The sequence below is a fragment of the Bradyrhizobium sp. genome (assembly GCF_030697065.1).
GTDB lineage: Bacteria > Pseudomonadota > Alphaproteobacteria > Rhizobiales > Xanthobacteraceae > Bradyrhizobium.
The window spans coordinates 1-24,528 of sequence record NZ_JAUYQU010000004.1; the positions used below are offsets into that span (position 1 = coordinate 1).

Sequence of the window (24,528 nt, forward strand, 5' to 3'; positions counted from 1 at the left end):
TCTCCGGCACCGCCGACATCATGGAAACCATGCAGGAATCGCTGCAGGGCATTCGCACCGTCAAGGCCTTTACGCTCGAAGCGGCGATGCGCCAGCGCATCGACGCCAGCATCACCGCAGTCGAGCGCAACGCCAACAAGATGGCGCGGGTCGCAAATCGCTCCAGCCCGCTGATGGAAACGCTCGGCGGTTTCGCGGTGGCGGGCGGACTGATGTATGGCGGCTACAGCGTGGTGGCGATGGGCGCCACGCCGGGCCAGTTCTTTTCCTTCCTGACCGCGTTCCTGATGGCCTACGAGCCGGCCAAGCGCCTGGCACGGCTCAATATCGAGCTCAACAGCAACCTGATCGGCGCCCGCAAATTGCTGGAGATCGTCGACAGCCCTTCCAGCGAGCCTGTCGACGACGACAAGCCGGCGCTGAAGCTGATCGATGCGCGGGTCGAGTTTCGCGACGTGACGTTCGCCTACCGCCCGGACGAGCCCGTACTCAACCGCATGAGCTTCGTCGCCGAGCCCGGCAAGATGACCGCGCTGGTCGGCCCCTCCGGCGGCGGCAAATCCACCGTGCTGGGGCTGCTGCTGCGGCTCTATGAAGTGAGCGACGGCGACGTTCTGATCGACGGGCAGGCGATTTCCGCGGTATCGCGCCGGTCGCTGCGCCAGCAGACCGCCTATGTCGGGCAGGACGTCTATCTGTTCCGCGACTCGATCGGCGCCAACATCGCGTTCGGCAAGGTCGGCGCGACGCAGGACGAAATCGAGGTCGCCGCCCGGGCCGCCTGCGCCCACGATTTCATCATGGGATTTCCGCTCGGCTACGACACGCCGGTGGGCGAGCACGGCACACAACTGTCCGGCGGCCAGCGCCAGCGCATTGCGGTGGCGCGCGCGCTGATCAGGAATGCGCCGATCATCCTGCTCGACGAGGCGACCGCCGCGCTGGATTCGGAGTCCGAAAAGCTGGTGCAGGAAGCGATCGAGCATCTGTGCCGGAACCGCACCACCATCGTGATTGCCCACCGGCTGCACACCATCATGCACGCCGACGCCATTCTGGTGGTCGAGGGCGGCGAGATCGTCGAGCGCGGCCGGCATGACGACCTGCTGCGCCGCGGCGGACGCTACGCATCGTTCTTCCGCCTGCAGCACCGCGATGCCGGGCCGCTGACACTGGCGCCGATCACCGCAACCGCGTAAAGCTGGCTTTCGAGTTTTCTTTCCTGAACCCGCCGAGACCGTCATGAACGCCACAGCCTATGTCATTCCCGCTCCGCCGCAGCCCTCGCTTCCCGTGGTCGGCGAACAAAACTCCTACCCCGTTCGACGCATCTGGTGCGTCGGTCGCAACTATCTCGAGCACATCCGCGAGATGGGCAATGACGAGCGGGCGCCACCGTTCTTTTTCGCCAAGCATGCCGACATGCTGGTCGCCGATGGCGCCACCATTCCCTACCCGCCACTGACCAAGGATCTGCACCACGAGGTCGAGCTCGTCGTGGCGATGAAGAGCGGCGGCCTGAATATCGCGGCCGACAAGGCGCTCGACCACGTCTACGGCTACGGCGTCGGCATCGACCTCACCCGCCGCGACCTGCAGATCGCCTCGCGCAAGAAGGAGCGGCCGTGGGAAGTCGGCAAATCCTTCGATTATTCCGCGCCCTGCTCGGCCCTGCAGCCCGCAGCGAAGATCGGCCATCCCTCCAAGGGCAGGATCTGGCTGACCGTCAACGGAACCGAAACCCAGAAGGGCGACCTCACCGAACTGATCTGGAACGTGCCGGAGATCATCTGGCAGCTCTCGCAGCAGGTCGCGCTCGCCGCCGGCGACATCATCATGACGGGTACGCCGGCCGGCGTTTCCCAGCTCAAGCCCGGCGACAAGATCGAATGCGGGGTCGACGGCGTCGGCAATCTCAAGGTTGCGATCGGCCCGCCGGCGGCATAGAAGGCGTTTACCGACGAGAGTACGAAATCAGGGCTCCGGACCCGCTCCGGAGCCCTTTTTTGCGTCCGGATTTACGCGCTTCTCAGTAGAACTACGCAGTTCTTCACATTTCATTAACCATAGCGGATTGGCCGCCGTGACGCCCGGGCTGGAGTCGCCGGCCCCAGGAAACTTCCGGCAATATCCAGCGTACCGCCTTTCCGACACTCCGATCCCCGGACAACTACGGGGGCAGCAATTGAAGGCTTAACCGTAAAGGTTTCTAAACGGAAACCGACCTGTAATGCGCCGAGCAAAGGCGGGCCCGTTCGGTTGACGATCTCGGCCGCCCTTGTCCGGAGGTCGGTCGTCACGTGAACAGCGCCATAATGAACCGAACCGCATTGCACCTCCCGATCAGGACGGTGGGCTAACGCATGTGCCAGTTATGTGCAGGGCTCGGTTACAACATACACTTCGGCGCGGACGCGGCGGACGTATCGTCAAACGTCGTCACCAGCGCCGCCAAACCCGTCGCGACGATCGCGCAGCTCGGCGACTACCTGGTCAACGGATTCTGGCAAGACAACGACACGATCGCGCATCACTTCGGTAGCTCGACCATCACCTACAATATCAGCGGGTTGAATGCGAACGAGCAAATGCTCGCGCAATCGGCGCTGAACGCCTGGCACGAGGTTGCCAACCTGAACTTCGTTCAGACCTCCGGTGCCGCGAACATCACCTTCACGCATAACGGCACGATGACGGCCTGGGCATCCAGCAATTACAACGGCTCCGGAATCATCAGTTCGGCAACCGTCAATATCAGCGCCGACTGGATCACCAATGGCGGCGGCGCCTATGACGGCAAAACGGGAATCGATAGCTACGGCTACCAGACCTACCTTCACGAGATCGGTCACGCCCTCGGCCTCGGTCATCAGGGTCCCTACAATGGCAGCGGGTCCTATTCGACCAGCGCACTCTACGCCAACGACACCTGGCAATACTCGCTCATGTCGTACTTTGCGCAGAACAATTACGGCGGCTCGTACCGTTACGTAGTCACGCCGCAAATGGCCGACATCTACGCGATCCAGGCGATCTATGGCGCGGCGACCACCCGCACCGGCGATACCGTATATGGCTTCAACAACACCGCCGGATCGATTTTCAGCTTCGCAAACTACAGCCAGGCGCCCGCGCTGACGATCTACGACAGCGGCGGCAACGACACCCTCGACTGCTCCGGCTATTCGACGGCCCAGACCATCGATCTGCGTGCCGGCGCTTTCTGCTCGGTAGGCGGACTGACCAACAATATCGGGATCGCGCTTAACACCATTGTCGAGAAGGCGATCGGCGGCAGCGGCAGCGACAGGCTGTATTCGAATGACCTGGGCTGCACGCTGAGCGGCGGCGGCGGCAACGATACCCTGATCGGCGGCGCAGGCATCGATCGGCTGGTCGGCGGCATCGGCGTCGACACGCTCACCGGCGGAGGCGGCGCCGACGTTTTCGTTTTTGCCTTCGGCGACAGTTCGGCGGCGAGCGGTCAGCGCGACCGGATCACCGACTTTGTCTCCGGCGTCGACCGGATCGATCTCAGCGGCATCGACGCGATCGCGGGCTCCGGAGCCCACGACCTGTTCCGCTTCATCGGCACTTCAGGCTTCGACGGCATTGCCGGCGCACTCAATTATTTCTACGACTCCGCCCGCGGCGTCACCGTCATTCGGGGCTACACCAACGGCGATCAGGTCGTCGACTTCGCCATCGACCTTGCCGGCAATATTGCGCTGGGCGCCGCCGACCTGATCGGGATCCAGCCAGTCGGCACCGTGATCGAGGCGCTCGGTGTGACGAGCCTGACACAGGTTGGAAACAGTTATTTTCTTTACGGCAACGGCGGCACGTCCGGTCCTTCGTTGAAATATACCGGCTCGCTGGTGACGGCGGGACATACCGGCGCCTGGATGCCGATCGCCGGAGAGAAAACGTCGACCGGGTACCAGGTGGCTTGGAAATTTGGTGCCGCCGACTACTACATGATCTGGTCGACTGACAACAACGGCAACCACGTCAGCGAAGTGCAGGGAACAGGCGCCGTCATCGCATCGTTCGAGACCGCTTTCCACCAGGACCTGAACGGCAATGGCGTCATCGGTAATTTGGGCGCCGCGATCGAGTCGTTCGGTGTGACGAGCCTGACACAGGTGGGAAACAGTTATTATCTTTATGGCAACGGCGGCACGTCCGGTCCTTCGATTAAATATACCGGCTCGCTCGTTACGGCGGGACATACCGGCGCCTGGATGCCGATCGCCGGAGAGAAAACGTCGACCGGGTATCAGGTGACCTGGAAATTTGGGGCCGCCGACTTCTATATGATCTGGACGACCGACAACAACGGCAACTACGTCAGTGAAGTACAGGGGACGGGCGCCGCAATCTCATCCTACGAGGCTGTTTTCCAACAGGATTTGAACGGCAACGGCATTGTCGGCATTTCCGGCAGCATTGAAGCGTTTGGTTCGACCAGCCTGTCACAGGTCGGAAACAGCTATTATCTTTACGCTGCCGGCACGGGGTCAGGTCCTTCGTTGAAGTATACCGGCTCGCTGGTGACGGCGGGACACACCGGCGCCTGGATGCCGATCGCCGGAGAGAAAACGTCGACCGGGTATCAGGTGGCCTGGAAGTTTGGCGCCGCCGACCACTATATGATCTGGACGACTGACAACACCGGCAACTACGTCAGTGAAGTGCAGGGATCAGGCGCCGCTATCTCTTCCTACGAGACCATTTTCCAACAGGATTTGAACGGCAACGGTATCGTCGGCGCTTCAGGAGCCATTGAAGCATTTGGTTCGACCAGCCTGTCACAGGTTGGAAGCAGCTATTATCTTTACGATACCAGCACGGGGTCCGGCCCCGCGGTGAAATACACCGGCTCGCTGGTTACGGCGGGACACACCGGCGCCTGGATTCCGATCGCCGGAGAGAAAACGGCGACCGGGTATCAGGTCGCCTGGAAGTTTGGCGCCGCCGACCACTATATGATCTGGACCACCGACAACAACGGCAACTACGTCAGTGAAGTGCAGGGAACGGGCGCCGCAATCGCTTCGTTTGAGGCCAGTTTCCACCAGGATTTGACCGGCAACGGCGTCATCGGGACCGCGCAAGCGCCGCTGGCCGCAGGCGTTGCGCAGTCGCCTGTTTTCGTATTCGACACTGCCGACGGCAAAGATCAGGCCGGCATCGCCGAACTGGAATGGGCGCTGGCGGCGGGCAGCAAGATGGCGTCGTCGCTCGCCGATGTTCTGTCTGGCCATTGGCAGGCCCTGCCGGGATCAGCGGCCGGCATCCTTCAGCAATTCCACTTCGTGGACGCCGATGCCATGAAGATCGCCCATCTGGGTCTCACCAGCGGTTTCGACAGCCACTAAAGAGCGCCGCGCTGCAACCGCTGTTGGGGAAGCTCAGCCCCGCGCCAAAGCCTGCAGGCCCTTGAAGGTCAGGCGCTTGGGATCCGTCACACCGGTCAGGTAAAGCCGGCGGATGAAGGCCACGACCTGCTCACGGTCGCAGTCGGTCAGCGTCACGATCGCATCCACGGCAATTCTCTGGGCGTCCATGGGTTTCCTCATGCTGTCTCGAGCCTCAATCCCGCAAGCCTAGGATTGGTCGATTAATACGACGTTAACCTTCCCCATGCTCGCCGATTCGCCGAACGGCGCGAATACGTGAAACAACGCATGCCCCAGGGACCACCGGTGCAGCCCGCAGGCGAGGCGGGAGCGGCAGCCCCGCCTGACCGCGGCTCAGGACGGCGCCTGTTCGCCGGCCTGCTCCGCCGCTCACGAATACCGCATCACGCCGTCATCGACCTTGCCGTAGCGCAGCGTGACGATGTCGAGCGCATAGTTCTGGTACAGCCGCCACGGCCGCTTCGAGCCCTGCTTGGGCATCTTCGCGATCGAGCGCTGCACATAGCCCGACGAGAAATCGAGCGACGGCAATTCAGTGACGCCGGGATCGACATTGTGTGCCACGCATTGCCTGTAGCCGTGCCGGTCCATGTAGTTGATCAGGCGGCAGACATATTCGCAGGTCAGGTCGCATTTCAGCGTCCACGACGCATTGGTGTAGCCGAACGCCGACGCCATGTTGGGCACGTCGGAATACATCATGCCCTTGTAGTTCAGCGTTCTCGCGAAATCGACCGCGCGGCCGTCGACATCGACCTGCATACCGCCGAGCACCTGCAGCACCAGCCCGGTCGCGGTGACGATGATGTCGGCCTCGAGTTCGCTGCCGTCCTTCAGCTTGATGCCACCTTTGGTAAAATGGTCGATCTCCGAGGTGACGACCGAAGCGCGCTTGTCCCGGATCGCCTTGAACAGGTCGCCGTCTGGCACCAGGCAGAGCCGCTGGTCCCAGGGATTGTAGCGCGGCGTGAAATGAGTGGCGACATCGTAGTCCGGCCCGAGCGCCATCCTGACGCCGCCGAGAATCATGTCCTTGACCTTGGCCGGCTTGCGTTTGGAGAGCTGGAAGAAGAACATGCCCCAGCCCACGTTGCGCCAGCGGATCAGATGATAGGCCAACTTCGACGGCAGCTTCGCGCGAAGCTTGTTGGCGACCGGATCCTCCGCCGGCCGCGCCACCACGTAGGTGGGCGAGCGCTGCAGCATTGTGACGTGACCGGCGGTCTTGGCCATCTCCGGCACCAGCGTCACCGCGGTGGCGCCCGAGCCGATCACCACCACCCGCTTGCCGGCATAGTCGATGTCGTCGGTCCATTTCTGCGGATGCACGATGCGGCCGGCGAAATCGTCGCGGCCGGCGAATTCCGGCGTGTAGCCTTCCTCGTATCTGTAATAGCCCGAGCACATGAACAGGAAATTGCAGGTGAAGCGCACCAGCTCGGTGCCACCCTCGCCTGTCGTGCGCTCGACTTCCACGCTCCAGCGCGCCTCCGGCGTCGACCACGACGCGCGCTTGACCCGGTGATGAAAGCGGATCTTCCTGTCGATGCCGTTCTCGGCCGCGGTCTCGCGGACATAGTTCAAGATCCGCGGCCCGTCGGCGATCGCCTTGGCCTCGACCCACGGCTTGAACGAATAGCCCAGCGTGAACATGTCACTGTCGGAGCGGATGCCGGGGTAGCGGAACAGATCCCAGGTGCCGCCGATGCAGTCGCGGCCCTCCAGAATGACGAAGCTCTTGCCCGGGCACTTCTGTTGCAGGTGAAAACCCGCACCGATGCCGGACAGGCCGGCACCGACGATCAGGACGTCGAAATGTTCTGAGGTATCCGTCATCGCGCTCTCCCTGCCCGAGTAATGGGCAGACCGGAGCGAAATTGCAACCGGGATCGCTACGTCGCCGCCATCGCGACACAGGCGGTATCGAAATATTCGTAGAACTCGACTGCCTTGCCGTCGCGGAACCGCCAGAAATCGACTTTCGGCGTCTCCGCGATTTTGCCGGTTTTCTTGTTGGTCCATGCGCACGACCCGCGCGCGACCACCGTATCGCCCTGCGCGATGTACTCGTCGACCGTGTAATGCTCCATGGTCCAGTCTTTCAGCAGGCCGTCGAAATAAGCCTTCATCGCTTCACGATTGTCGTATTGCTTTGCGAATGTCAGCGGAGCGGCACCTCTGGGAACCGAACCGAAGCTGATCTCCGGGTCGGCGAAGCCCAGGAAATGATTGAGACTGCCGCCCTTCGTTTCATGCCACTTGCCATAAGCCTCTTTGAGGATTTCGACGTTGGCTGCTTCGTTGGACATCATTAGCCTCCCGAATGCTTGATCGTGAAAAAGGATTCTCCGCCTGAAATGTCTGAAATGGCAGATGCAATTTCTTGCGGCTTCACTACCACAGATTGCGAAATCTGACCAGCAAAAAGCCCCGGATCGCTCCGGGGCTTGGGGTTGCTTGTGGTTTTCTTAAAAGGCTGATCGTCTTAGTACCGGTAATGATCGCTCTTGAACGGGCCTTCCGGCTTGACGCCGATGTAGTCGGCCTGGTCCTTGCGCAGTTCGGTCAGCTTGACGCCGATCTTGGCGAGATGCAGCCGGGCGACCTTCTCGTCGAGCGACTTCGGCAGCACGTAGACTTCCTTCTTGTATTTGCCGTCCTTGTTGTTGGCCCACAACTCGATCTGCGCCAGCGTCTGGTTGGTGAACGACGCCGACATCACGAAGCTCGGATGGCCCATGGCGTTACCGAGGTTCACCAGGCGGCCTTCCGACAACAGGATCATCCGCTTGCCGTCGGGGAAGGTGATCTCGTCGACCTGCGGCTTGATGTTGTCCCACTTCAGGTTCTTCAGATGCCCGATCTGGATCTCGTTGTCGAAGTGGCCGATGTTGCAGACGATGGCGCGAACCTTCATCGCGCGCATGTGCTCGATGGTGATGATGTCCTTGTTGCCGGTGGCGGTGACGAAGATATCGGCCCGCGGCGCGGCGTCTTCCATGGTGACGACCTCGTAGCCTTCCATCGCCGCCTGCAACGCGCAGATCGGATCGATTTCGGACACCATGACGCGGCAGCCGGCCTGGCGCAGCGAGGCCGCCGAGCCCTTGCCGACATCGCCGAAGCCCGCGACCATCGCCACCTTGCCGGACATCATGACGTCGGTGCCGCGGCGGATGCCGTCGACCAGCGACTCCCGGCAGCCATAGAGGTTGTCGAACTTCGATTTTGTAACGGAGTCGTTGACGTTGATCGCCGGGAACAGCAGCTTGCCGCTCTTCTGCATCTCGTAGAGGCGGTGCACGCCGGTGGTGGTCTCTTCCGAAACGCCTTTGATGTTCTTCGCGATCTCGGCGAAATAGCCTTTCGGCTTTTCCTTCAGCAGCCGCTTGATCAGCGCGTAGAACACTTCCTCTTCGTCCGATTCCGGCTTGTCGAGGAACGCTGTGTCGCCCTGCTCGGCGCGCAGGCCGTGATGCACCAGCATGGTGGCGTCGCCGCCGTCATCGAGGATCATGTTGGGGGTGCCGCCGCCGTGCCAGTCGAACATCCGCGCGGTGTAGTCCCAGTATTCGACCAGGCTCTCGCCCTTCACCGCGAACACGGGAATGCCGGCCGCCGCGATCGCGGCCGCGGCGTGGTCCTGGGTCGAATAGATATTGCAGGAGACCCAGCGGACGTCGGCACCCAGCGCTACCAGGGTCTCGATCAGCACCGCTGTCTGGATCGTCATGTGCAGCGAGCCGGCGATGCGGGCGCCCTTCAGCGGCTGCTTCGGGCCGTATTCCTCGCGAGTCGCCATCAGGCCGGGCATCTCGGTCTCGGCCAGCGAGATTTCCTTGCGGCCGAATTCGGCCAGCGAAATGTCCTTGACGATGTAATCGGTGAAGGCGGGCTTCTTGGCGGCGGCGGTCATGTGGTTGATCCCTGAACAGGTGAATTCGGACTTATCGGTACAAAACAAAACTGAACGCATTAAGGCGCGGTCTGCCCCCTCGCCCCGCTCTTGCGGGGAGAGGGTTGGGGTGAGGGGCTCTCTCAACAAGCACCGCCTCGCGGATAGTCCCCTCACCCGGCGCTACACGCCGACCTCTCCGCGCAAGCGGGGAGAGGTGAGAAGTCAGACGGCGCGCTTCAGCGCGTCGGCCAGGTCGGTCTTTTCCCAGGAGAAACCGCCGTCCTTGTCCGGGGTGCGGCCGAAATGGCCGTAGGACGAGGTGCGGGCGTAGATCGGCTTGTTGAGGTCGAGGTGCTTGCGGATGCCGCGCGGCGTCAGGTCCATCGCCTCGGCCACGGCCTTCTCGAGCTTGTCCTCGGGCACCTGTCCGGTGCCGTGGGTATCGATGTAGATCGACAGCGGCCGCGCCACGCCGATGGCATAGGCGAGCTGCAGCGTGCAGCGGCCGGCCAGGCCGGCCGCGACGATGTTCTTGGCGAGATAGCGCGCGGCATAGGCCGCCGAACGATCCACCTTGGTCGGGTCCTTGCCGGAGAAGGCGCCGCCGCCATGCGGCGCCGCGCCGCCATAGGTGTCGACGATGATCTTGCGGCCGGTGAGGCCGGCGTCGCCGTCGGGACCGCCGATGTAGAACTTGCCGGTCGGGTTGACGTGCCAGGTGGTCTTGCCGTTGATCCAGCCCTCCGGCAGCGCCTGCCGAACATAGGGTTCGACGCAGTCGCGCACCTGGCTGGACGACATGTCCTCGACCAGATGCTGGTGCGAGACCACGATCTGGGTGACGCCGACCGGCTTGCCGTTTTCGTATTGCACGGTGACCTGGCTCTTGGAGTCCGGACCCAGCACCTTCTCCTTGCCGGAGTGGCGCGCCTCCGAGATCAGCCGCAGGATCTTGTGGGCGTAGAACAGCGGCGCCGGCATCAGGTCGGGGGTCTCGCTGGTGGCGTAACCGAACATGATGCCCTGGTCGCCGGCGCCCTCTTCCTTGTTGGTGCCGGGCTGCAGCGCATCGACGCCCTGCGCGATGTCGGCGGATTGCGGATGCAGCAGGATTTCGACCTTGGCCTTCTCCCAGTGAAAGCCTTCCTGCTCGTAGCCGATGTCCTTGATCGCGGCGCGGGCCACGCTCTCGATCTGCTCGTTGGTGACCGAGGCGGGGCCGCGGGTCTCGCCGGCGATCACCACCCGGTTGGTGGTGGCGAGGGTTTCGCAGGCCGCGCGAATCGCCCAGGGGTCGAAGCCAGCCTTCTGGCCTTCGCGGAAGAACAGATCGACGATCTCGTCCGAAATCCTGTCGCAGACCTTGTCCGGATGACCTTCGGATACCGACTCACTGGTGAACAGATAATACGCGCGCATCAACCAACCCCTTTTTCCGCCTGACCTCGGCGGTCCTCATCGAAAAGTGTGTCCTGAAATGTCAGTCGCGACGGCGCGAGATGACGTAGGATTCGTCGTAGAACCAGAGCCCGTTATGCTTGCGCAGAACTTCCCTGGTGGCATCGAGAGTGCGGCCGCTTTCTGTCATTTCCGTCAACCGGTCGTCTTCGATCTGGGCGACATACACCGCGGCGTTCCACGCTGCAAAGGCCGTGGAGGTTCCGATCGAGCCGGTGACCTCGTTGGGCAGCGCTTCCATATCATATCGGAAGATCGAGCGGTTATCGGCATATGCATTAAAGTTAAGATCGCGCCCGGCCGATCCCAGCTCGTATTTCACCGCGCGCAATAGCTCATGACGGCTCACCGCGAAAGGATTTTCTCCCGGCCAGACCGACTGGATGATCTCCAGCCCCGGATCCTGCCCGTGGGAGTGAATTCCAATCAAACGGCCTCCGGCCCGGAGCGCCCGGGCCAGCGGGGCAATGATGCGCCTAGCGCGGAAATTCACAGAAGATTTCGCCCGGTAGGGCTGCGAGGCGATGATCAGGTCGAAATTGGCCTCGGAACGGCCGGCCCGCGGGATGATCGAATCGAGCAAAAACCGGTGATCCTCCCGGTACAGCACGATGGCGACCGGCCGCTCATAGACCGGCATGCCCGAACGCGGGCTGACATTGGCCCGCCAGTTTTGCTCCAGAAATGGCCCCAATGCGGCGATCTGGGCCTCGAACTCGCCCGAGGAGGCGCCCTGCAGGACCACCTCATGCCAAATCATGCCCGCGGCAGCCGCGGGCGAGGCCGGCGTAAGCCATGGCGCCTCGGCATAATACATGTTGGTCAGTACGAAAACCGTGGCCGGGTGCTCGAACAGACGATCCGGCACCTTGTCGAGGGTCAGCCGGACGTCCTCCAGACTGAGCTCCTTGCCGGCGATGTAGAACGGCATATGGGGGAAGCGGCCGTGCATCGAGCGCATCACCCGCGCCAGGACCGTGCCGTCGCCGACCCCGGCATCGAATACCCTCAGCGCGGGCGGCCGGGGGTGGATGCTGCCGAGTTCCAGCCCAACGCGCTCGGCGATCACCCGCTTTTCGCTGCAGGTATGGACAAACAGCAGGTATTTCTGCCGATTCTCGAAAAATCGGAAATTACCGCGAGGATCCCGCTTCTCGGGTGGCACCTCAAGCCCGCGCGGCGGCGGTAGCCCGCCGGGCGTGGAAGCCGCGATATAGGCCTGGATCCGGTCCAGTGTGTCGATGGTGATGCGCTTGCCCTCGCGCAAGCGGTGCACCAGCTTGCCGTCATTGACGGCGCGGCGGCCGAAGGTCGATTCTGCCATGTCCGCCTGCCGGCAGAATTCGGAGATCAGGGCGAGGATCTGGTCGTTTTTCATTCGGCGGGGTTTGTCTGGATTTGGGACAAGCCGGTGGGCAGCAGCGGATGGCGCGGGTGTCCTAACACTGCCTGCCCACCAAGGGAATGCAGGGCTAACTTGGCCGGCTGCGGCAACGATCTCGCAAGCCCTGGAAGCCCGGGATTGCATGCGCCGGAATGCGGCACGGCAGGGGCCTCCTCTGCACACCGTCATCCTGCAGCAGATCGACGGAGCAAGCCCTGCGGGAACAATTTCGGTACAGCCAAGCGCCAATTCAGTCTAGAAGTCGGGCGGTCGCTTGCCGGTCCCGTTTCGGCGAATCCGATTGCATCTTCGATCCCTTCCAGACGCCAGATCATGAATTTTGACTCCTCCGAGACCGCAGTGATTGCCGTACGCTCGGACCCCTCACGTTCGATCGAGCTTTCGAGGCGCAAACGCGACCTGCTCGACCACTTCGAGGGCAACAGCGAGGAACTCGATCGCTGGCGCGATTTCAACGCCGCCTATCACGACGACGATCGCAAGTTCATGCGATTTCTGATTCCACCGGGCAAACGGGTACTCGAACTCGGCTGCGGCCGGGGAGATTTGCTGGCCGCCCTGCAACCGTCCTATGGCGTCGGCGTCGATTTCGGCGCCAGGACAATCGCGCAAGCGAAGACCCGGTATCCCGATCTGCATTTCGTCCACGGGGACGTCGAGGATCCGGCCACGATCACCTCGATCGAGGGACCTTTCGACTACATCGTGATGGCCGATACGATCGGGATGTTCGAGGATATCGACGGTACCCTGCGGCAGGTCCAGCAATTGTGTTCGCCGTCGACGCGCATCATCATCGCCTATTACTCGCATCTGTGGGAACCGGTCCTGAAACTCGCAGAGACGTTACGCCTGCGCAGCAAGCAGCCCGAGATCAACTATATCGCCACCGCCGACTTCCTGAACCTGATGGAGCTCGCTGATTTCGAGGTGATCAGCCAGGAGCAGCGCCAATTGCTTCCGCGGCGCTGGCTTGGGCTTGGGCCGTTTATCAACCGGTACATCGCGCCCCTGCCCGGGATCAGGCAGTTGTGCCTTCGCACCTACATCATCGGACGGCCGGTCCGCCATTTTCCGAACCGCAAATTTTCCGCCAGCGTTCTCATTCCCTGTCGCAACGAAAGGGGCAACATCGAAAACGCGATCCGGCGCATGCCGAAATTCGGCTCCGCCCAGGAAATCCTGTTCGTCGAAGGAAATTCCAGCGACGGCACGTTCGAAGAATGCGAGCGGGTCCGCGATGCCTACAGGGACAGTTGGGTCATCAAGGTCCTGAAACAGGACGGCAAAGGCAAGGGCGACGCGGTCCGGAAGGGGTTTGCCGCCGCGACCGGCGATGTGCTGATGATCCTGGATGCCGATCTGACGATGCCGCCGGAAGCGCTGCCAAAATACCATGCGGTGATCGAGAGCGGGAAGGCCGAATTCGTCAACGGCACCCGACTTGTGTATCCGATGGAAAACGAGGCGATGCGTCCGCTGAATTTCATTGCCAACCGCTGCTTCGCCTATCTGTTCAGCTATCTCGTCAATACCCGCCTGACCGACACCCTGTGCGGCACCAAAGCCTTGCTGCGAAGAGACTACGAGCTGCTGGCGCAGGAGCGCGCTTACTTCGGCAACTTCGATCCGTTCGGCGACTTTGATCTGATCTTCGGCGCCGCGAAACAGCATCTCAAGATCATCGAGACGCCGATCCACTACAAGGCGCGAACGTTCGGCGAAACCCAGATTTCGCGTTTTCGCGACGGCTGGCTGCTGCTGAAGATGGTCTGGTTTGCCTATCGCAAGCTCAAGGCAATCTGAGGTCTGCCGGTTCCGGCAAGCTGGCTCGCGAAACCCGGATCCTTGCCCGAACCAGCCGACCGCGGCCCTACCCCCACACCTCCCGGGCGACATCGACAGCGAGCTTCAGTTTCGCCCACTGCTCCTCCTCGGTGAGCAGGTTGCCTTCCTCGGTGGATGCAAAACCGCATTGCGGCGAAACCGCGAGCTGATCGAGCGGTGCAAATCTGCTCGCCTCTTCCAGCCGACGCTTGATGTCTTCCTTCTTTTCCAGTTCGCCCGATTTCGAGGTGATGACGCCGACCACCACGATCTTGTTGCCCTTCGGCAGATAGCGCAGCGGCTCGAAGCCGCCGGCGCGGTCCGAATCATATTCCAGGAAGTAGCCGTCGTAATTGGTGCCGGCGAGCAGCGTTTCGGCCACCGGCTCGTAGCCGCCGGACGAAATCCAGGTGGAACGGAAATTGCCGCGGCAGACATGCGTGGTGATGGTCATGTCGGCCGGCCGCTCGGCGATCGCGTAGTTGATGACACGGGCGTAGATTTCCTGCAGGCCGTCGGGGTTATCGCCGCGCTCGCGGGCCTTCTTCAATTCCTCCTGCGAGCACAGATAGGCCCAGACCGTATCGTCGAACTGAAGGTAGCGGCAGCCGGCGTCGTAAAACGCCTTGACGGCCTTGCGGTAGGTCTTGCCGAGATCCTCGAAGAAGGCGTCGAGATCGGGATAGACGTCTTTCGAGATCGACTTGCGGCCGCCGCGGAAGTGCAGCACCGCCGGCGACGGGATCGTCATCTTCGGCATCACATGCGCGACATCGGCATGTTTCTTCAGGAAACGAAAATGGTCCAGCATCGGATGATCGTCGGGGAAATCGAGCTTGCCGATCACCCGCACCGCGTCGTGCCGGGTCTCCACGCCCGCGAACTGGATGCCGGTCTCGGGATGAAACAATTCGCACCCGGTGAGCTTGGCGAGAAAATCGAAATGCCACCAGGAGCGGCGGAATTCACCGTCGGTCGCGAGCTTCAGGCCGATCGAGGCCTGCTTGTGCACGACCTTTTCAATCTCCATGTCCTCGGCCTTGCGCAGGTCGTCGGCGGAGATCTCGCCCTTCTCCAGCCTGGCGCGCGCCTCCTTGATGCGCGGCGGCCGCAACAGGCTGCCGACCTCGTCGGCGCGGAACGGGGCTTTGGTTCGCTGCATGGTCTCAACTCCCGAGGAAAAATTAGTGGGCGGCGGCGCCGGAGACGCCGAGAAAGCGCTCCAGCGCGGCGGAATCGGCTTTCAACGTGCTGCTGGCCGCATCATGGACGATCGCGCCGCGCTCCAATATCACAACGCGGTCGGCAAGCCCTAGAATCTTTTGCGCGTTCTGTTCGACAATGACCGCACAAATGCCTCCGGCCCGGGTGATGGTGCCCAGCGCCTCGAGCAACTCCTCGACGATGATCGGGGCCAGCCCCTCGGTCGGCTCGTCCAGCAGCAACACCTTCGGATTGAGCGTCAGCGCCCGGCCGATCGCCAGCATCTGCTGCTCGCCGCCGGAAAGCTGGTTGCCGAAATTGTTGCGGCGCTCCTTCAGCCGCGGAAACATCTCGTAGACTTTCGCCACCGTCCAGGGCCCCGGCTGGGCGACGGCGGTCATGTTTTCCTCCACCGTGAGGGAACGGAAGATATTGCGCTCCTGCGGCACCCAGCCGATGCCCGCCCGCGCCCGTTGATCCGGCCGCATCGCGGTGATGTCGAGCCCGCCGAGGGTGATGCCGCCACTGAACCGGCGGGTGATGCCGACGATCGAATTGATCAGAGTGGTCTTGCCGGCGCCGTTGCGGCCGAGCAGTGCAAGCACCTGGCTTTCCGGCAAGCGCAGCGACATGCCGGGCAATACCACCGCTTCGCCGTAACCCGCGCGCAGGCCTTCGATGGCCAGGAGATCAGGCATCGGCGGCCTCGCCGAGATAAACCGCCTTCACCCTTCGATCGCGCGCCACCTCGTCCGGCGGGCCCTCCACCAGCATGGCGCCGTTGACCAGCACCGAAATGCGGTCGGCGAACGAGAACACCAGATCCATGTCGTGCTCGATCAGGAGCACCGTGACGTCGCGCGGCAATGCCGCCACGGCGGCGAGGATATCGTGGCGCTCGCTTTCCGGCACGCCGGCGGCCGGCTCGTCCAGCAGCAGCACGCGCGGCCTGGCGGCAATAGCGACCGCGATCTCGAGCAGGCGCTGCTTTCCGTACGGCAGGGTCACCGTCGGCTCGTTCATGACGTCGAGCAAGTGGAACCGCACCAGATTTTCCGCTATCTCGGCATTCACGTCGTTGCGCGTCCCCATCCGGCGCCACCAGTCGCCGCCGCGGCCGAGCCGTTCCGAGACCGCAAGTCCGATGGTTTCGAGCGGTGTCAAATCGGCATAGAGCTGGTTGATCTGGAAGGTGCGCGACAGCCCGCGCAGCACCCTGGTGTGGACGGCGAGATCGGTGATGTCGCTGCCTTTGAGCAGGATGCGCCCGGCATCGGGCTTGAGCATGCCGGTCAGGAGATTGATGACGGTGGTCTTGCCGGCGCCGTTCGGACCGATCAGCGCGTGGCGGGCGCCCTGCTCTATCCTGAGCGACAGGTCCTGGGTGACCCTGAGGCCGCCGAAGCTTTTCTCCAGCCCGATCGTTTCCAGCGCCAGCGTCATGGCCCGTCCCTTTCCGGAACGGCGACGACCGCCTTGCGTCCGGCAAACCGCCGGATCACCAGGTTCGGCAGCCACAGCGCCCAGCGGTGCATGCGCGGTCGACCGACCAGCACGATCACGACCAGCACGAGGCCGATCCAGAACAGCCAGTATTGCGGCGTGATGGTCTGGAAAATCTCCTGCAGCATCTTGAACACCACCGCCCCGATCAACCCGCCGTAGAGATAACCGGTGCCTCCGATGACCAGGACCAACATCAGATCTGCCGACTTTTCGAACGAGAACACATCCAGCGAGGCCAGCGCCGTGGTCTGGGTGAACAGGGCGCCCGCGATTCCCGCATAAAACGCCGACAGCGTGTAGATAGCGATCAGCCGCCGGTTGACCGGGATGCCGATCGCCGCCGCCCGCAGCGGATTGTTGCGGATGGCGCGCAGCGACAGGCCGAACGGCGAATGCACGATCCGCCGCGCCAGCAGGAACAGGATGAACAACACCGTGAGGCAGTAGAAGAAACCGACCTTGCCGAACATGTCGAACGCGAACAGTCCGAGGATCGGCTGCATTTCGATGCCCTGCAGACCGTCGGAACCCCCGGTGATGTTGGAGAAGCGCTCTGCCAGCGCTTCCAGCAGCAGCGCAATCCCCAGCGTCACCATCAACCGGGTCAGGTCGACGCCCCTGATCACGAGGAAGCTGGTGAGAAAGCCGACCACGGTGGCGATGAGGCCGGCGACGAACAGCGCGAGCACCGGCTCGGGAACAATGCCGTGCAGCGCCAGCAGCCCGGCCGAATAGGCACCGATGCCGAAGAACGCGGCGTGACCGAGCGATACCACGCCGGCATAGCCCAGGATCAGATCGAGCGACAAGGCAAACAAAGCGAGCCGCAGGATGTCGGTCATGATCAGATAGCGGGAGGGAAACAGCAACGCGCAAGCCAGCACGAGAACCCAGAATGCGACTTCGCTGAGGCGCCATCGCGCTTGCTGCCTGGCATGATATCCGACGTCATCTTGCGCGGTCATCAGGCTTCAACGCGCGGCTGTGCGGCCGAACAGGCCGTTCGGACGCCAGATCAGGATCACGATCATGATGGTGTAGATCACGAACGGCCCCATCTTGGGCACGTAATACTTGCCGGCGACGTCGCCGATGCCGAGCAGCAGCGAGGCCATGAACGGACCGGTGATGCTGGAGGAGCCGCCGACGGTGACCACGATCAGGAAATAGATCATGAACTTCAGCGGAAAATAGGGATCGAGCCCGAGGATCTCGGCGCTGAGCGCTCCGCCGAGGCCGGCGAGCCCGCAGCCGAAGGCGAAGGTAAAGGCAAACACCTGCGGCACGTTGATGCCAAGCCCGCTGGCAGCGCGGGGATCGTCGACCGCCGCCCGCAGCCGGCTGCCGAACCGGGTGCGCGCCAGAACCAGTTGAAGGGCCAGGGTGAGCAGGCCGCAGATGACGATGATCATCAGCCGATAACGGCCGATGCCGACGCCGAAGAAATCGATCTGCCCCTCCAGCGCCGCCGGCAGCCTGATGAAGATCCGCGACGACCCCATGATGTAGTCGACCGCCGCCACCGACATGAAGACGAGGCCGACCGAGAATAGCACCTGGTCGAGGTGGCTTCTGGTGTAGAGATGGCGGTACAACGAGCGTTCCAGCGCCACGCCGATCGCAGCGCTGACGACGAACGCCAGCGGCAGTGCGGCGAAGAACGGCCAGCCGGATTGATTCACCAGCACCGCGCAGACATAGCCGCCGGTCATGGCGAACGCGCCATGCGCGAGATTCACGAAGTTCATCAATCCGAGCGTGACGGCGAGGCCGCAGGCCAGCACGAACAGCAACATGCCGTAGGCGACGCCGTCGAACAGGATGGTGAACAGCGTGGTCATGGGCAAACGCCGGAAGGCTCTCCGTCATTCCGGGGCAGCGCGGAGCGCTGAACCCGGAATCTTGTCCAACGATGTCGAGATCCCGGGTTCGCGCTAATGCGCGCCCCGGGATGACGCGCTTTCGCGCGTCACTTCTTCGTCTTGCCGGAATCCTTGACGGCCTCGAAGGTCGCGAATTCGACGTTGTAGAGCTCGCCGTCGACCTTCTCGACCTTGCGGATATAGATGTTCTGCACGATGTCGCGGGTTTCCGGATCGATCGAGATCGGGCCGCGCGGGCTCTCCCACTTCATCCCCTTCATCGCCGCGACCAGCGCATCGCCGTCGGTCTTGCCACCGGTCTTTTTCAAGGCCTCGTAGATCATGTGGATGCCGTCATAGCCGCTCACCGCCATGAAGCCCGGGCGATTGCCGTAGGCTTTCTTGTAGGCGGCAACGAACTCCTTGTTCATCGCGGAGGGATGCGCGGCGGAGTAATGGTGCGCGGTGACGGTGCCGAGCGCGGCATCGCCCATGTTGTTGAGGAGATCGTCGTCCATCACGTCGCCGGGACCGATCACCCTGATGCCCGACTTGTCGAGACCGCGCTCGGCATATTGTTTCATGAAGTTGCCGCCTTGTCCGGCCGGAACGAACACGAACACCGCGTCCGGCTTGGCGTCCTTCATCCGCTGCAGGAACGGCGCGAAGTCGGGATTGGCCAGCGGTACCTTGACCTCTTCGACGATTTCGCCGCCGCCCGCGGTGAAATTCTGCTTGAAGAAGTTCAGCGCGTCGTTGCCGGGCGCGTAGTCCGAGGTCAGCGTCGCGACCTTCTTGATGCCGTTCCTGGCGGCCCAGTCGCCGATGATGGTGGAGGATTGCGCGAGGGTAAAACTTGTCCGCACGATATAGGGCGAGCGCTCGGTGATGATCGATGTACCGGCCGCCATCACGATTTGCGGGATCTTGCCCTGGGTCGCCAGCGGCGCCGCGGCAAGCGCTGCCGGGGTCACGCCGAAGCCGGCGATGAAATTGACCTTCTCGTTGACGATCAGTTCCTGCGCGATGCGCTTGGTATTGTCGGGGACCGCGCCATCGTCCTTCAGAATGATCTCGATCTTCCTGCCGGCAACGGTGTCGCCCTTCTGCTGCATGTAGAGCTTGACCGCATTGTCGATCTGCTTGCCGGTCGAAGCCTGGCCGCCGGTCATCGGCAGGATCAGGCCGATCTTCACGCTCTCCTGCGCGCTGGCCGGAGCCGCTCCGGCCGCGACGGCGAGTGCGATGCCAGTGGCAGCCAACGACAGTAATCCCGTGCGAAACGACATGAACGCTCTCCCCTGATCGGCTTCGTGCCTCGAACCGAGTGCCGGCCTTGCCGTACCATAACCCCGATCTTTCAGCCATGTACCGCCTCGGCATGACGTCCTATATCGGCGCGGCATGGCGCCCCCGCCTGGCGGAGGCGAATGAAGCCATCCGGACACGCCGGCAAGTCTTCAGGTATTAAAATACCAACAACAACGACCAAGCGCAATTTTCTCAATTCCGCTGATGGGTTAGGCTGAGGCAAGTCCCCCAAGCGACATCGGCGGACCGGATCCATCGGGGGCGCTCAGGCCTCATGAAGGAATTCACCATAAAAGGGCACGAACTCGAGCAATGTCCATCGGCACCCGCCATCTCGCCACCAGCCTTGCCGTTGCGCTTGCGTCGTGCGGCCTCGGCGGATGTGGATCCATCAACGAAAAACTCGCGGCGGGAATGAGCGATGCGATCCCGCAATGGGCCGGCGGCATGCCCGCCGATGCTCCGCCGAGGCCCGGTACCGCCAAATACGACGAATTCATGCAGGAGCGGGAACGAAAACGACTGGAACCCGCGACGACAAGGGATGACGTCAAAACCGACCCGTTATCCCCGGCGCAGGTACGGTGAAGCGAGAAAGCGCCCAACGAGCGAACTTTTGGCGATTGTGCGGCCCGCGATCGATCCACTAAGAATGCACAACCGCCCGCTGTAACAGGGCGATTCGAGAATGCTGGAGCGTGTGCGCCAAGTGGACGCCAAGAGACGAGAAACCGACGAAGCGAGGAGCCTGGTCATTGGTGGCACAGGGCTGGTCGGCGGCTATATCGTCGAACAGCTTCTGCGCGCAGACCAGCGCCCTCTCGTGCTGTCGAGAACCAACCGGAGCACACCGGACATCGATTGGTTTCATGGCGATCTGTTGAAGCCGGATTCATTGAAGTTTCCGGCGTTCACAACGCTGTTTTGCACGGCCGACGCCATCCTTCTGGCCAACGCCCTTCCACAGCTCCTGAACCCGTCATTGAAGCGGGTTGTCGCCTTCAGTTCGACCAGCGTGATTACCAAGCAGAACACGGAAGTCGAAGCCGAGCGCGAGATGATAAAGAGGCTTACCGATGCCGAGCGAAGGATCGCCGCGGCATGTGAACAGCACAATGTGGGCTGGACGATATTGCGTCCGACCTTGATCTACGCCGAGGGTCGCGACACCAATATCACGCCGTTGTCGCGGCTCATTCGCAGGTTCGGCTTCATGCCCCTGGTCGGCGGCGCAAGGGGTTTACGCCAGCCGGTGCATGCGGAGGATCTGGCGATCGGAGCGCTTGCCGCTGGCTCGAGCCACGCTGCGATCAACAAATTCTATGCGCTGCCCGGGGGGGAGACACTCCCCTACCGGGAGATGATCGGCCGGATTTTCGACGGATCGGGGATGCCGCGGCGCACCTTTCCCGTGCCGCCGTTGCTGTGGCGCGCCGGATTCCTTCTGGCGAAACCGCTGTTTCCCGGCGCCAATGTCGCGATGGGCATCCGCATGATGAAAGACATGACGTTCGATTCCGCGCCGGCAATCCGCGACTTCGGCTGGAATCCGAGAACCTTCAATCCCAAATTCGACTAAAGCGTTTTCCGAGCGAAGTGGTGTAACGGTTCGCGCAAGAAAACGCGTCAGTCCATGAACACCACGGTCTTGCGGCCGTTGAGGATCACGCGATCCTCCAGATGATGGCGCATGGCGCGCGCCAGTACGCGGCGTTCGATGTCGCGGCCCTTGCGAATCAGGTCTTCGGGCGTATCGCGATGGCTGATGCGCTCGACATCCTGTTCGATGATCGGGCCTTCGTCGAGTGCGCTGGTGACGTAATGCGCGGTGGCGCCGATCAGCTTGACGCCGCGCTCATGAGCCTGATGGTAGGGCCGCGCGCCCTTGAAGCCCGGCAGAAACGAGTGGTGAATGTTGATACAGCGTCCCGACAACCTCGCCGACATCTCGTCCGACAGGATCTGCATATAGCGCGCCAGCACCACCAGATCTGTGCGGGTTTCGCCGACCAGATTCCAGACCGCGGTTTCCTGCTCGCGCCTGGTCTCCTTGGTGACCGGCAGATAGTGAAACGGAATCTCGCCGAAATCGAGATTGCTGTAGGTGTCGCGCGGATGGTTGGAGACGACCGCGGTCGGAATCATCTCGAGTTCGCCGGTGCGCCAGCGATACAGGATATCGGCGAGGCAGTGATCGGATTTCGAGACCAGCAGCATGACCCTGCGACGGCTGGCGCGGTCGCGCATCAGCCACTCCATGCCGAATCGTTCGGCGATTGCGCGAAAACCCGTTTCCAGCGACGCCAGATTGACCGCGAGATCGGCGGCATTGAACACCACCCGCATGAAGAAATGACCGGTCTCGACGTCATTGAACTGCTGGGCATCGAGAATGTTCTGGCCATTATGGGCAAGGAACGTCGATACCGCCGAAACGATGCCGGGGCGATCCGGGCAGGACAACGTCAAAACGAACTGGTGATCGGGCATGGCGAGCTGAATGACTTCCGAAAGACGAGCGATTTGCGGCCTGCTCTATCACCCGGAACGCCCTTGCGCCAATCCCGGTCGCAGCGCCATGATGAACAAACAACAGGCGACCGGCGTTAGAGCCGGATCGCGTTGAGCAGGACCATGGCTGACAGACTGAACGGCTATCGCATTCTCATCCTGGAAACCCGCGAGGAGGCGCAGTTTTCCCGCCTGCTCACCGAGCAGGGCGCGGACGTGTTGCAATGTCCGATGTTCACCATTCACGAGGCACCGGATCCGGCACCGGTCGAGGCCTGGATCGGCCGTTTCATCGCAGAACCCTGCGACGATCTGGTGCTGATGACCGGCGAGGGCCTGCAGCGGCTGATGGCGGTGGCGCGGCGGACCGGTGTCGACCAGGATTTTGTCGCCGTGCTCGGAAAGGCGCGCAAGTTCGCCCGCGGTCCCAAACCCGGTCGGGCGCTGCGCGAGATCGGGCTGGAGCCTCAGGCAACGACGGAGAAACCGACCTCGGAGGGGATCGCCGAGATGCTGTCGCGCGTCGACCTTGCGGGCCACCGCGTCGGCCTGCAGCTCTATCCGGACAAGGATCACAGCGTGCTGATCGGCGCTATCGAGGCGCAAGGCGCCGAGGTCGATGCCGTTTCGCCTTACGTCTACGATGCACAGGTCGCCGAAACCAGCATCATCGCCGCGATCGACGAGATGGCGCAGGGCCGTATCGACGCGATTGCGCTGACCAGTTCGGGTCAGGCGCGCCGTCTGTTCGACGTCGCGCGGGCGCATCATTGCGAGGACAGACTGCGCGAGGGACTGGCGCGGACGCCGATCGCCTCGGTCGGGCCAGTGGTGTCGGATGAACTCCGGTCCCAGGGCTTGCGCACCGACATCACGCCCGCCCACGATGCCTTCTTCATGAAGCCGCTGATCTCTGCGATGGCGACATCGCTCGGCAAGACCGCGCCCCGCAACGCAGCCCGCTAGCCAGGACCGCGCCGCGGGCCGCCGGACCCCGAATCCAGACCGACGCGCACGGCAACCGCTCTCACGCTTCGAGACGGTGCACGGCGCGATTCAACGCGGATGCCCAACGCCCCAGCGAGTCTTCCGGAACCGCGAACAGATTGCATATCCAGGTAATCTCTTCGATTCGATACACCGGGCTGCCAAAGGGCAATGCTTGTCCCTCGAGATCATCCACGTAATAGAGCGAATAGCCCGCAAGCAATTCGCTCAGGGAGCCTCCAGTGGCACCGCATTCCGACAGCGTAAGCGGATTATATTCGATGAGAATCGCAGGTCGGTCACTCCCCGAGAGCAGCCGCGATGCTCCACGCAACACGGCCACTTCGCTCCCCTCGACGTCGATCTTCAGAAGCGCGGGACGAATGCCTTTCTGCGCACAGAACGCATCCAGCGTAACTCCCTGCGCGTGGGCGAGATGGTCGCCCGCTCGCGGGTTGAGTCCACCCGGCGTGATCTGGGCATAGAGGGAGTTCTTCAGTGAATAGCTGAGGCACACCTGGCGCGGTTCATCAAGAACGGCGGCTGCTACGGGCTGAACCCGGTCATTCAAACCGAGGGCTCGCACGGACTGCTCGAGTTTCGTGAACGTCGCCGGCACAGGTTCGAAGGCATAGATCGTCGGAGAACGCGCGGCGAGCATCTGTGCCAGCTGGGTCGACACGAAGCCGACATTAGCCCCGACATCAAGTACGACGGGTTCGCTTTCATCCTGCAACCAGGCGGCACACAATGCCAGCTCGTTTTCGTTGGCCCGGCGATGATAGAACGGATGTTCACTGAGATCGCCAACGTGACAGACGAAGTCGTAGCCAAGCCCGCTTCTGGCTACAAAATTCTTGATTCCCACCGCACCAAGCAACTTGAGCCATACGAACCGCAGACCTGCGCTGAACAGCGGGATGTTGGCCGCTGCCGTCGTCGGAACGGTCGTCGACGGGCCGCACACGGCTCGAACCCCGCGCGTGATGATACGTGTTCTCAGATCCTGCCGCCCGGCTGCGCGATGGAGCGGCCCGGTTTGCCGGTCGCGAAGGTAAACGCTCTCGCGCTCCCTGGCCGATGATTCTTCGGTCATTACGGGCTTTCTTCATGCGCCGCGAGAAGGACGCATATTCT

Annotated in this window: 21 protein-coding genes; 7 read left to right on the top strand and 14 right to left on the bottom strand. The window is 62.5% G+C overall.

Annotated features, from left to right (window positions below):
* The 3 genes from Q8R73_RS00160 to Q8R73_RS00170 all read left to right on the top strand — a co-directional run.
* Positions 1–1,199 (top strand): ABC transporter ATP-binding protein (locus Q8R73_RS00160; RefSeq protein ID WP_305717527.1); only part of this gene is annotated, 1,199 nt, incomplete at its 5' end.
* 43 nt (positions 1,200–1,242) lie between these two features.
* Complete coding sequence (locus Q8R73_RS00165) at positions 1,243–1,947, top strand: fumarylacetoacetate hydrolase family protein (RefSeq protein WP_305717528.1); 705 nt, start codon at positions 1,243–1,245, stop codon at positions 1,945–1,947.
* Between the two features lie 416 nt (positions 1,948–2,363).
* Positions 2,364–5,381, top strand: a complete 3,018-nt coding sequence (locus tag Q8R73_RS00170; RefSeq protein WP_305717529.1) for a M10 family metallopeptidase C-terminal domain-containing protein — start codon at positions 2,364–2,366, stop codon at positions 5,379–5,381.
* Between the two features lie 33 nt (positions 5,382–5,414).
* On the opposite strand, the gene Q8R73_RS00175 is transcribed toward Q8R73_RS00170, so the two are convergent.
* The 6 genes from Q8R73_RS00175 to Q8R73_RS00200 all read right to left on the bottom strand — a co-directional run bounded on the left by Q8R73_RS00175 (position 5,415) and on the right by Q8R73_RS00200 (position 12,157).
* Positions 5,415–5,570 (bottom strand): hypothetical protein, encoded by a 156-nt coding sequence (locus Q8R73_RS00175; RefSeq protein ID WP_305717530.1) that lies wholly within the window; start codon positions 5,568–5,570, stop codon positions 5,415–5,417.
* Between the two features lie 222 nt (positions 5,571–5,792).
* Positions 5,793–7,259 carry an NAD(P)/FAD-dependent oxidoreductase gene (locus tag Q8R73_RS00180; protein WP_305717531.1) on the bottom strand — a complete coding sequence of 489 codons (1,467 nt, stop codon included), beginning with the start codon at positions 7,257–7,259 and terminating at the stop codon, positions 5,793–5,795.
* A 56-nt stretch (positions 7,260–7,315) separates the two neighbouring features.
* A complete protein-coding gene (locus Q8R73_RS00185) occupies positions 7,316–7,735 on the bottom strand; it encodes a nuclear transport factor 2 family protein (protein WP_305717532.1) in 420 nt (139 codons plus the stop codon).
* Between the two features lie 173 nt (positions 7,736–7,908).
* A complete protein-coding gene (ahcY, locus tag Q8R73_RS00190; RefSeq protein ID WP_305717533.1) occupies positions 7,909–9,339 on the bottom strand; it encodes an adenosylhomocysteinase in 1,431 nt (476 codons plus the stop codon).
* Positions 9,340–9,543: 204 nt separating this feature from the next.
* Complete coding sequence (gene metK / locus Q8R73_RS00195; protein WP_305717534.1) at positions 9,544–10,740, bottom strand: methionine adenosyltransferase; 1,197 nt, start codon at positions 10,738–10,740, stop codon at positions 9,544–9,546.
* A 61-nt stretch (positions 10,741–10,801) separates the two neighbouring features.
* A complete protein-coding gene (locus Q8R73_RS00200) occupies positions 10,802–12,157 on the bottom strand; it encodes a hypothetical protein (RefSeq protein WP_305717557.1) in 1,356 nt (451 codons plus the stop codon).
* A gap of 339 nt (positions 12,158–12,496) precedes the next feature.
* Between Q8R73_RS00200 and Q8R73_RS00205 the strand changes: the two genes are divergently transcribed.
* Positions 12,497–13,990 (top strand): glycosyltransferase, encoded by a 1,494-nt coding sequence (locus Q8R73_RS00205; RefSeq protein ID WP_305717535.1) that lies wholly within the window; start codon positions 12,497–12,499, stop codon positions 13,988–13,990.
* A gap of 67 nt (positions 13,991–14,057) precedes the next feature.
* Here Q8R73_RS00205 and Q8R73_RS00210 read toward each other — a convergent pair whose 3' ends face one another.
* The 6 genes from Q8R73_RS00210 to Q8R73_RS00235 all read right to left on the bottom strand — a co-directional run bounded on the left by Q8R73_RS00210 (position 14,058) and on the right by Q8R73_RS00235 (position 19,871).
* Positions 14,058–15,173: a cobalamin-independent methionine synthase II family protein gene (locus Q8R73_RS00210; protein WP_305717536.1), complete on the bottom strand. Its 1,116-nt coding sequence runs from the start codon at positions 15,171–15,173 to the stop codon at positions 14,058–14,060.
* 22 nt (positions 15,174–15,195) lie between these two features.
* On the bottom strand, positions 15,196–15,912 hold the full coding sequence (locus Q8R73_RS00215; protein ID WP_305717537.1) for an ABC transporter ATP-binding protein: 717 nt from the start codon (positions 15,910–15,912) through the stop codon (positions 15,196–15,198).
* Positions 15,905–16,657: an ABC transporter ATP-binding protein gene (locus Q8R73_RS00220; RefSeq protein ID WP_305717538.1), complete on the bottom strand. Its 753-nt coding sequence runs from the start codon at positions 16,655–16,657 to the stop codon at positions 15,905–15,907. The genes Q8R73_RS00215 and Q8R73_RS00220 overlap by 8 nt, the downstream gene beginning before the upstream one ends.
* Positions 16,654–17,685 carry a branched-chain amino acid ABC transporter permease gene (locus Q8R73_RS00225; RefSeq protein ID WP_305717539.1) on the bottom strand — a complete coding sequence of 344 codons (1,032 nt, stop codon included), beginning with the start codon at positions 17,683–17,685 and terminating at the stop codon, positions 16,654–16,656. Before Q8R73_RS00225 ends, Q8R73_RS00220 begins: the two co-directional genes overlap by 4 nt.
* 6 nt (positions 17,686–17,691) lie before the next feature.
* Positions 17,692–18,561, bottom strand: coding sequence for a branched-chain amino acid ABC transporter permease (locus Q8R73_RS00230; protein ID WP_305717540.1), 870 nt, complete (start codon positions 18,559–18,561; stop codon positions 17,692–17,694).
* A gap of 128 nt (positions 18,562–18,689) precedes the next feature.
* A complete protein-coding gene (locus Q8R73_RS00235; RefSeq protein WP_305717541.1) occupies positions 18,690–19,871 on the bottom strand; it encodes an ABC transporter substrate-binding protein in 1,182 nt (393 codons plus the stop codon).
* Between the two features lie 334 nt (positions 19,872–20,205).
* On the opposite strand from Q8R73_RS00235, the gene Q8R73_RS00240 reads away from it, so the two are divergent.
* Together Q8R73_RS00240 and Q8R73_RS00245 are read left to right on the top strand one after the other, a co-directional pair.
* Positions 20,206–20,481, top strand: a complete 276-nt coding sequence (locus Q8R73_RS00240; protein ID WP_305717542.1) for a hypothetical protein — start codon at positions 20,206–20,208, stop codon at positions 20,479–20,481.
* 100 nt (positions 20,482–20,581) lie between these two features.
* Positions 20,582–21,472 carry an NAD(P)-dependent oxidoreductase gene (locus Q8R73_RS00245; RefSeq protein ID WP_305717543.1) on the top strand — a complete coding sequence of 297 codons (891 nt, stop codon included), beginning with the start codon at positions 20,582–20,584 and terminating at the stop codon, positions 21,470–21,472.
* 47 nt (positions 21,473–21,519) lie between these two features.
* On the opposite strand, the gene purU is transcribed toward Q8R73_RS00245, so the two are convergent.
* Positions 21,520–22,383, bottom strand: coding sequence for a formyltetrahydrofolate deformylase (purU, locus tag Q8R73_RS00250; protein WP_305717544.1), 864 nt, complete (start codon positions 22,381–22,383; stop codon positions 21,520–21,522).
* Positions 22,384–22,527: 144 nt separating this feature from the next.
* Between purU and Q8R73_RS00255 the strand changes: the two genes are divergently transcribed.
* Positions 22,528–23,370, top strand: a complete 843-nt coding sequence (locus Q8R73_RS00255) for a uroporphyrinogen-III synthase (protein ID WP_305717545.1) — start codon at positions 22,528–22,530, stop codon at positions 23,368–23,370.
* 61 nt (positions 23,371–23,431) lie between these two features.
* Here Q8R73_RS00255 and Q8R73_RS00260 read toward each other — a convergent pair whose 3' ends face one another.
* Positions 23,432–24,487, bottom strand: a complete 1,056-nt coding sequence (locus Q8R73_RS00260) for an FkbM family methyltransferase (protein ID WP_305717546.1) — start codon at positions 24,485–24,487, stop codon at positions 23,432–23,434.
* Between the last annotated feature and the right edge of the window lie 41 nt (positions 24,488–24,528).

Bases quoted from the DNA above. Each gene is read 5' to 3' on its own strand.
- Q8R73_RS00165 (WP_305717528.1), top strand. From the start codon at position 1,243: ATGAACGCCACAGCCTATGTCATTCCCGCTCCGCCGCAGCCCTCGCTT.
- Q8R73_RS00170 (WP_305717529.1), top strand. From the start codon at position 2,364: ATGTGCCAGTTATGTGCAGGGCTCGGTTACAACATACACTTCGGCGCG.
- Q8R73_RS00175 (WP_305717530.1), bottom strand. From the start codon at position 5,570: ATGGACGCCCAGAGAATTGCCGTGGATGCGATCGTGACGCTGACCGAC.
- Q8R73_RS00180 (WP_305717531.1), bottom strand. From the start codon at position 7,259: ATGACGGATACCTCAGAACATTTCGACGTCCTGATCGTCGGTGCCGGC.
- Q8R73_RS00185 (WP_305717532.1), bottom strand. From the start codon at position 7,735: ATGATGTCCAACGAAGCAGCCAACGTCGAAATCCTCAAAGAGGCTTAT.
- ahcY (WP_305717533.1), bottom strand. From the start codon at position 9,339: ATGACCGCCGCCGCCAAGAAGCCCGCCTTCACCGATTACATCGTCAAG.
- metK (WP_305717534.1), bottom strand. From the start codon at position 10,740: ATGCGCGCGTATTATCTGTTCACCAGTGAGTCGGTATCCGAAGGTCAT.
- Q8R73_RS00200 (WP_305717557.1), bottom strand. From the start codon at position 12,157: ATGAAAAACGACCAGATCCTCGCCCTGATCTCCGAATTCTGCCGGCAG.
- Q8R73_RS00205 (WP_305717535.1), top strand. From the start codon at position 12,497: ATGAATTTTGACTCCTCCGAGACCGCAGTGATTGCCGTACGCTCGGAC.
- Q8R73_RS00210 (WP_305717536.1), bottom strand. From the start codon at position 15,173: ATGCAGCGAACCAAAGCCCCGTTCCGCGCCGACGAGGTCGGCAGCCTG.
- Q8R73_RS00215 (WP_305717537.1), bottom strand. From the start codon at position 15,912: ATGCCTGATCTCCTGGCCATCGAAGGCCTGCGCGCGGGTTACGGCGAA.
- Q8R73_RS00220 (WP_305717538.1), bottom strand. From the start codon at position 16,657: ATGACGCTGGCGCTGGAAACGATCGGGCTGGAGAAAAGCTTCGGCGGC.
- Q8R73_RS00225 (WP_305717539.1), bottom strand. From the start codon at position 17,685: ATGACCGCGCAAGATGACGTCGGATATCATGCCAGGCAGCAAGCGCGA.
- Q8R73_RS00230 (WP_305717540.1), bottom strand. From the start codon at position 18,561: ATGACCACGCTGTTCACCATCCTGTTCGACGGCGTCGCCTACGGCATG.
- Q8R73_RS00235 (WP_305717541.1), bottom strand. From the start codon at position 19,871: ATGTCGTTTCGCACGGGATTACTGTCGTTGGCTGCCACTGGCATCGCA.
- Q8R73_RS00240 (WP_305717542.1), top strand. From the start codon at position 20,206: ATGTCCATCGGCACCCGCCATCTCGCCACCAGCCTTGCCGTTGCGCTT.
- Q8R73_RS00245 (WP_305717543.1), top strand. From the start codon at position 20,582: ATGCTGGAGCGTGTGCGCCAAGTGGACGCCAAGAGACGAGAAACCGAC.
- purU (WP_305717544.1), bottom strand. From the start codon at position 22,383: ATGCCCGATCACCAGTTCGTTTTGACGTTGTCCTGCCCGGATCGCCCC.
- Q8R73_RS00255 (WP_305717545.1), top strand. From the start codon at position 22,528: ATGGCTGACAGACTGAACGGCTATCGCATTCTCATCCTGGAAACCCGC.
- Q8R73_RS00260 (WP_305717546.1), bottom strand. From the start codon at position 24,487: ATGACCGAAGAATCATCGGCCAGGGAGCGCGAGAGCGTTTACCTTCGC.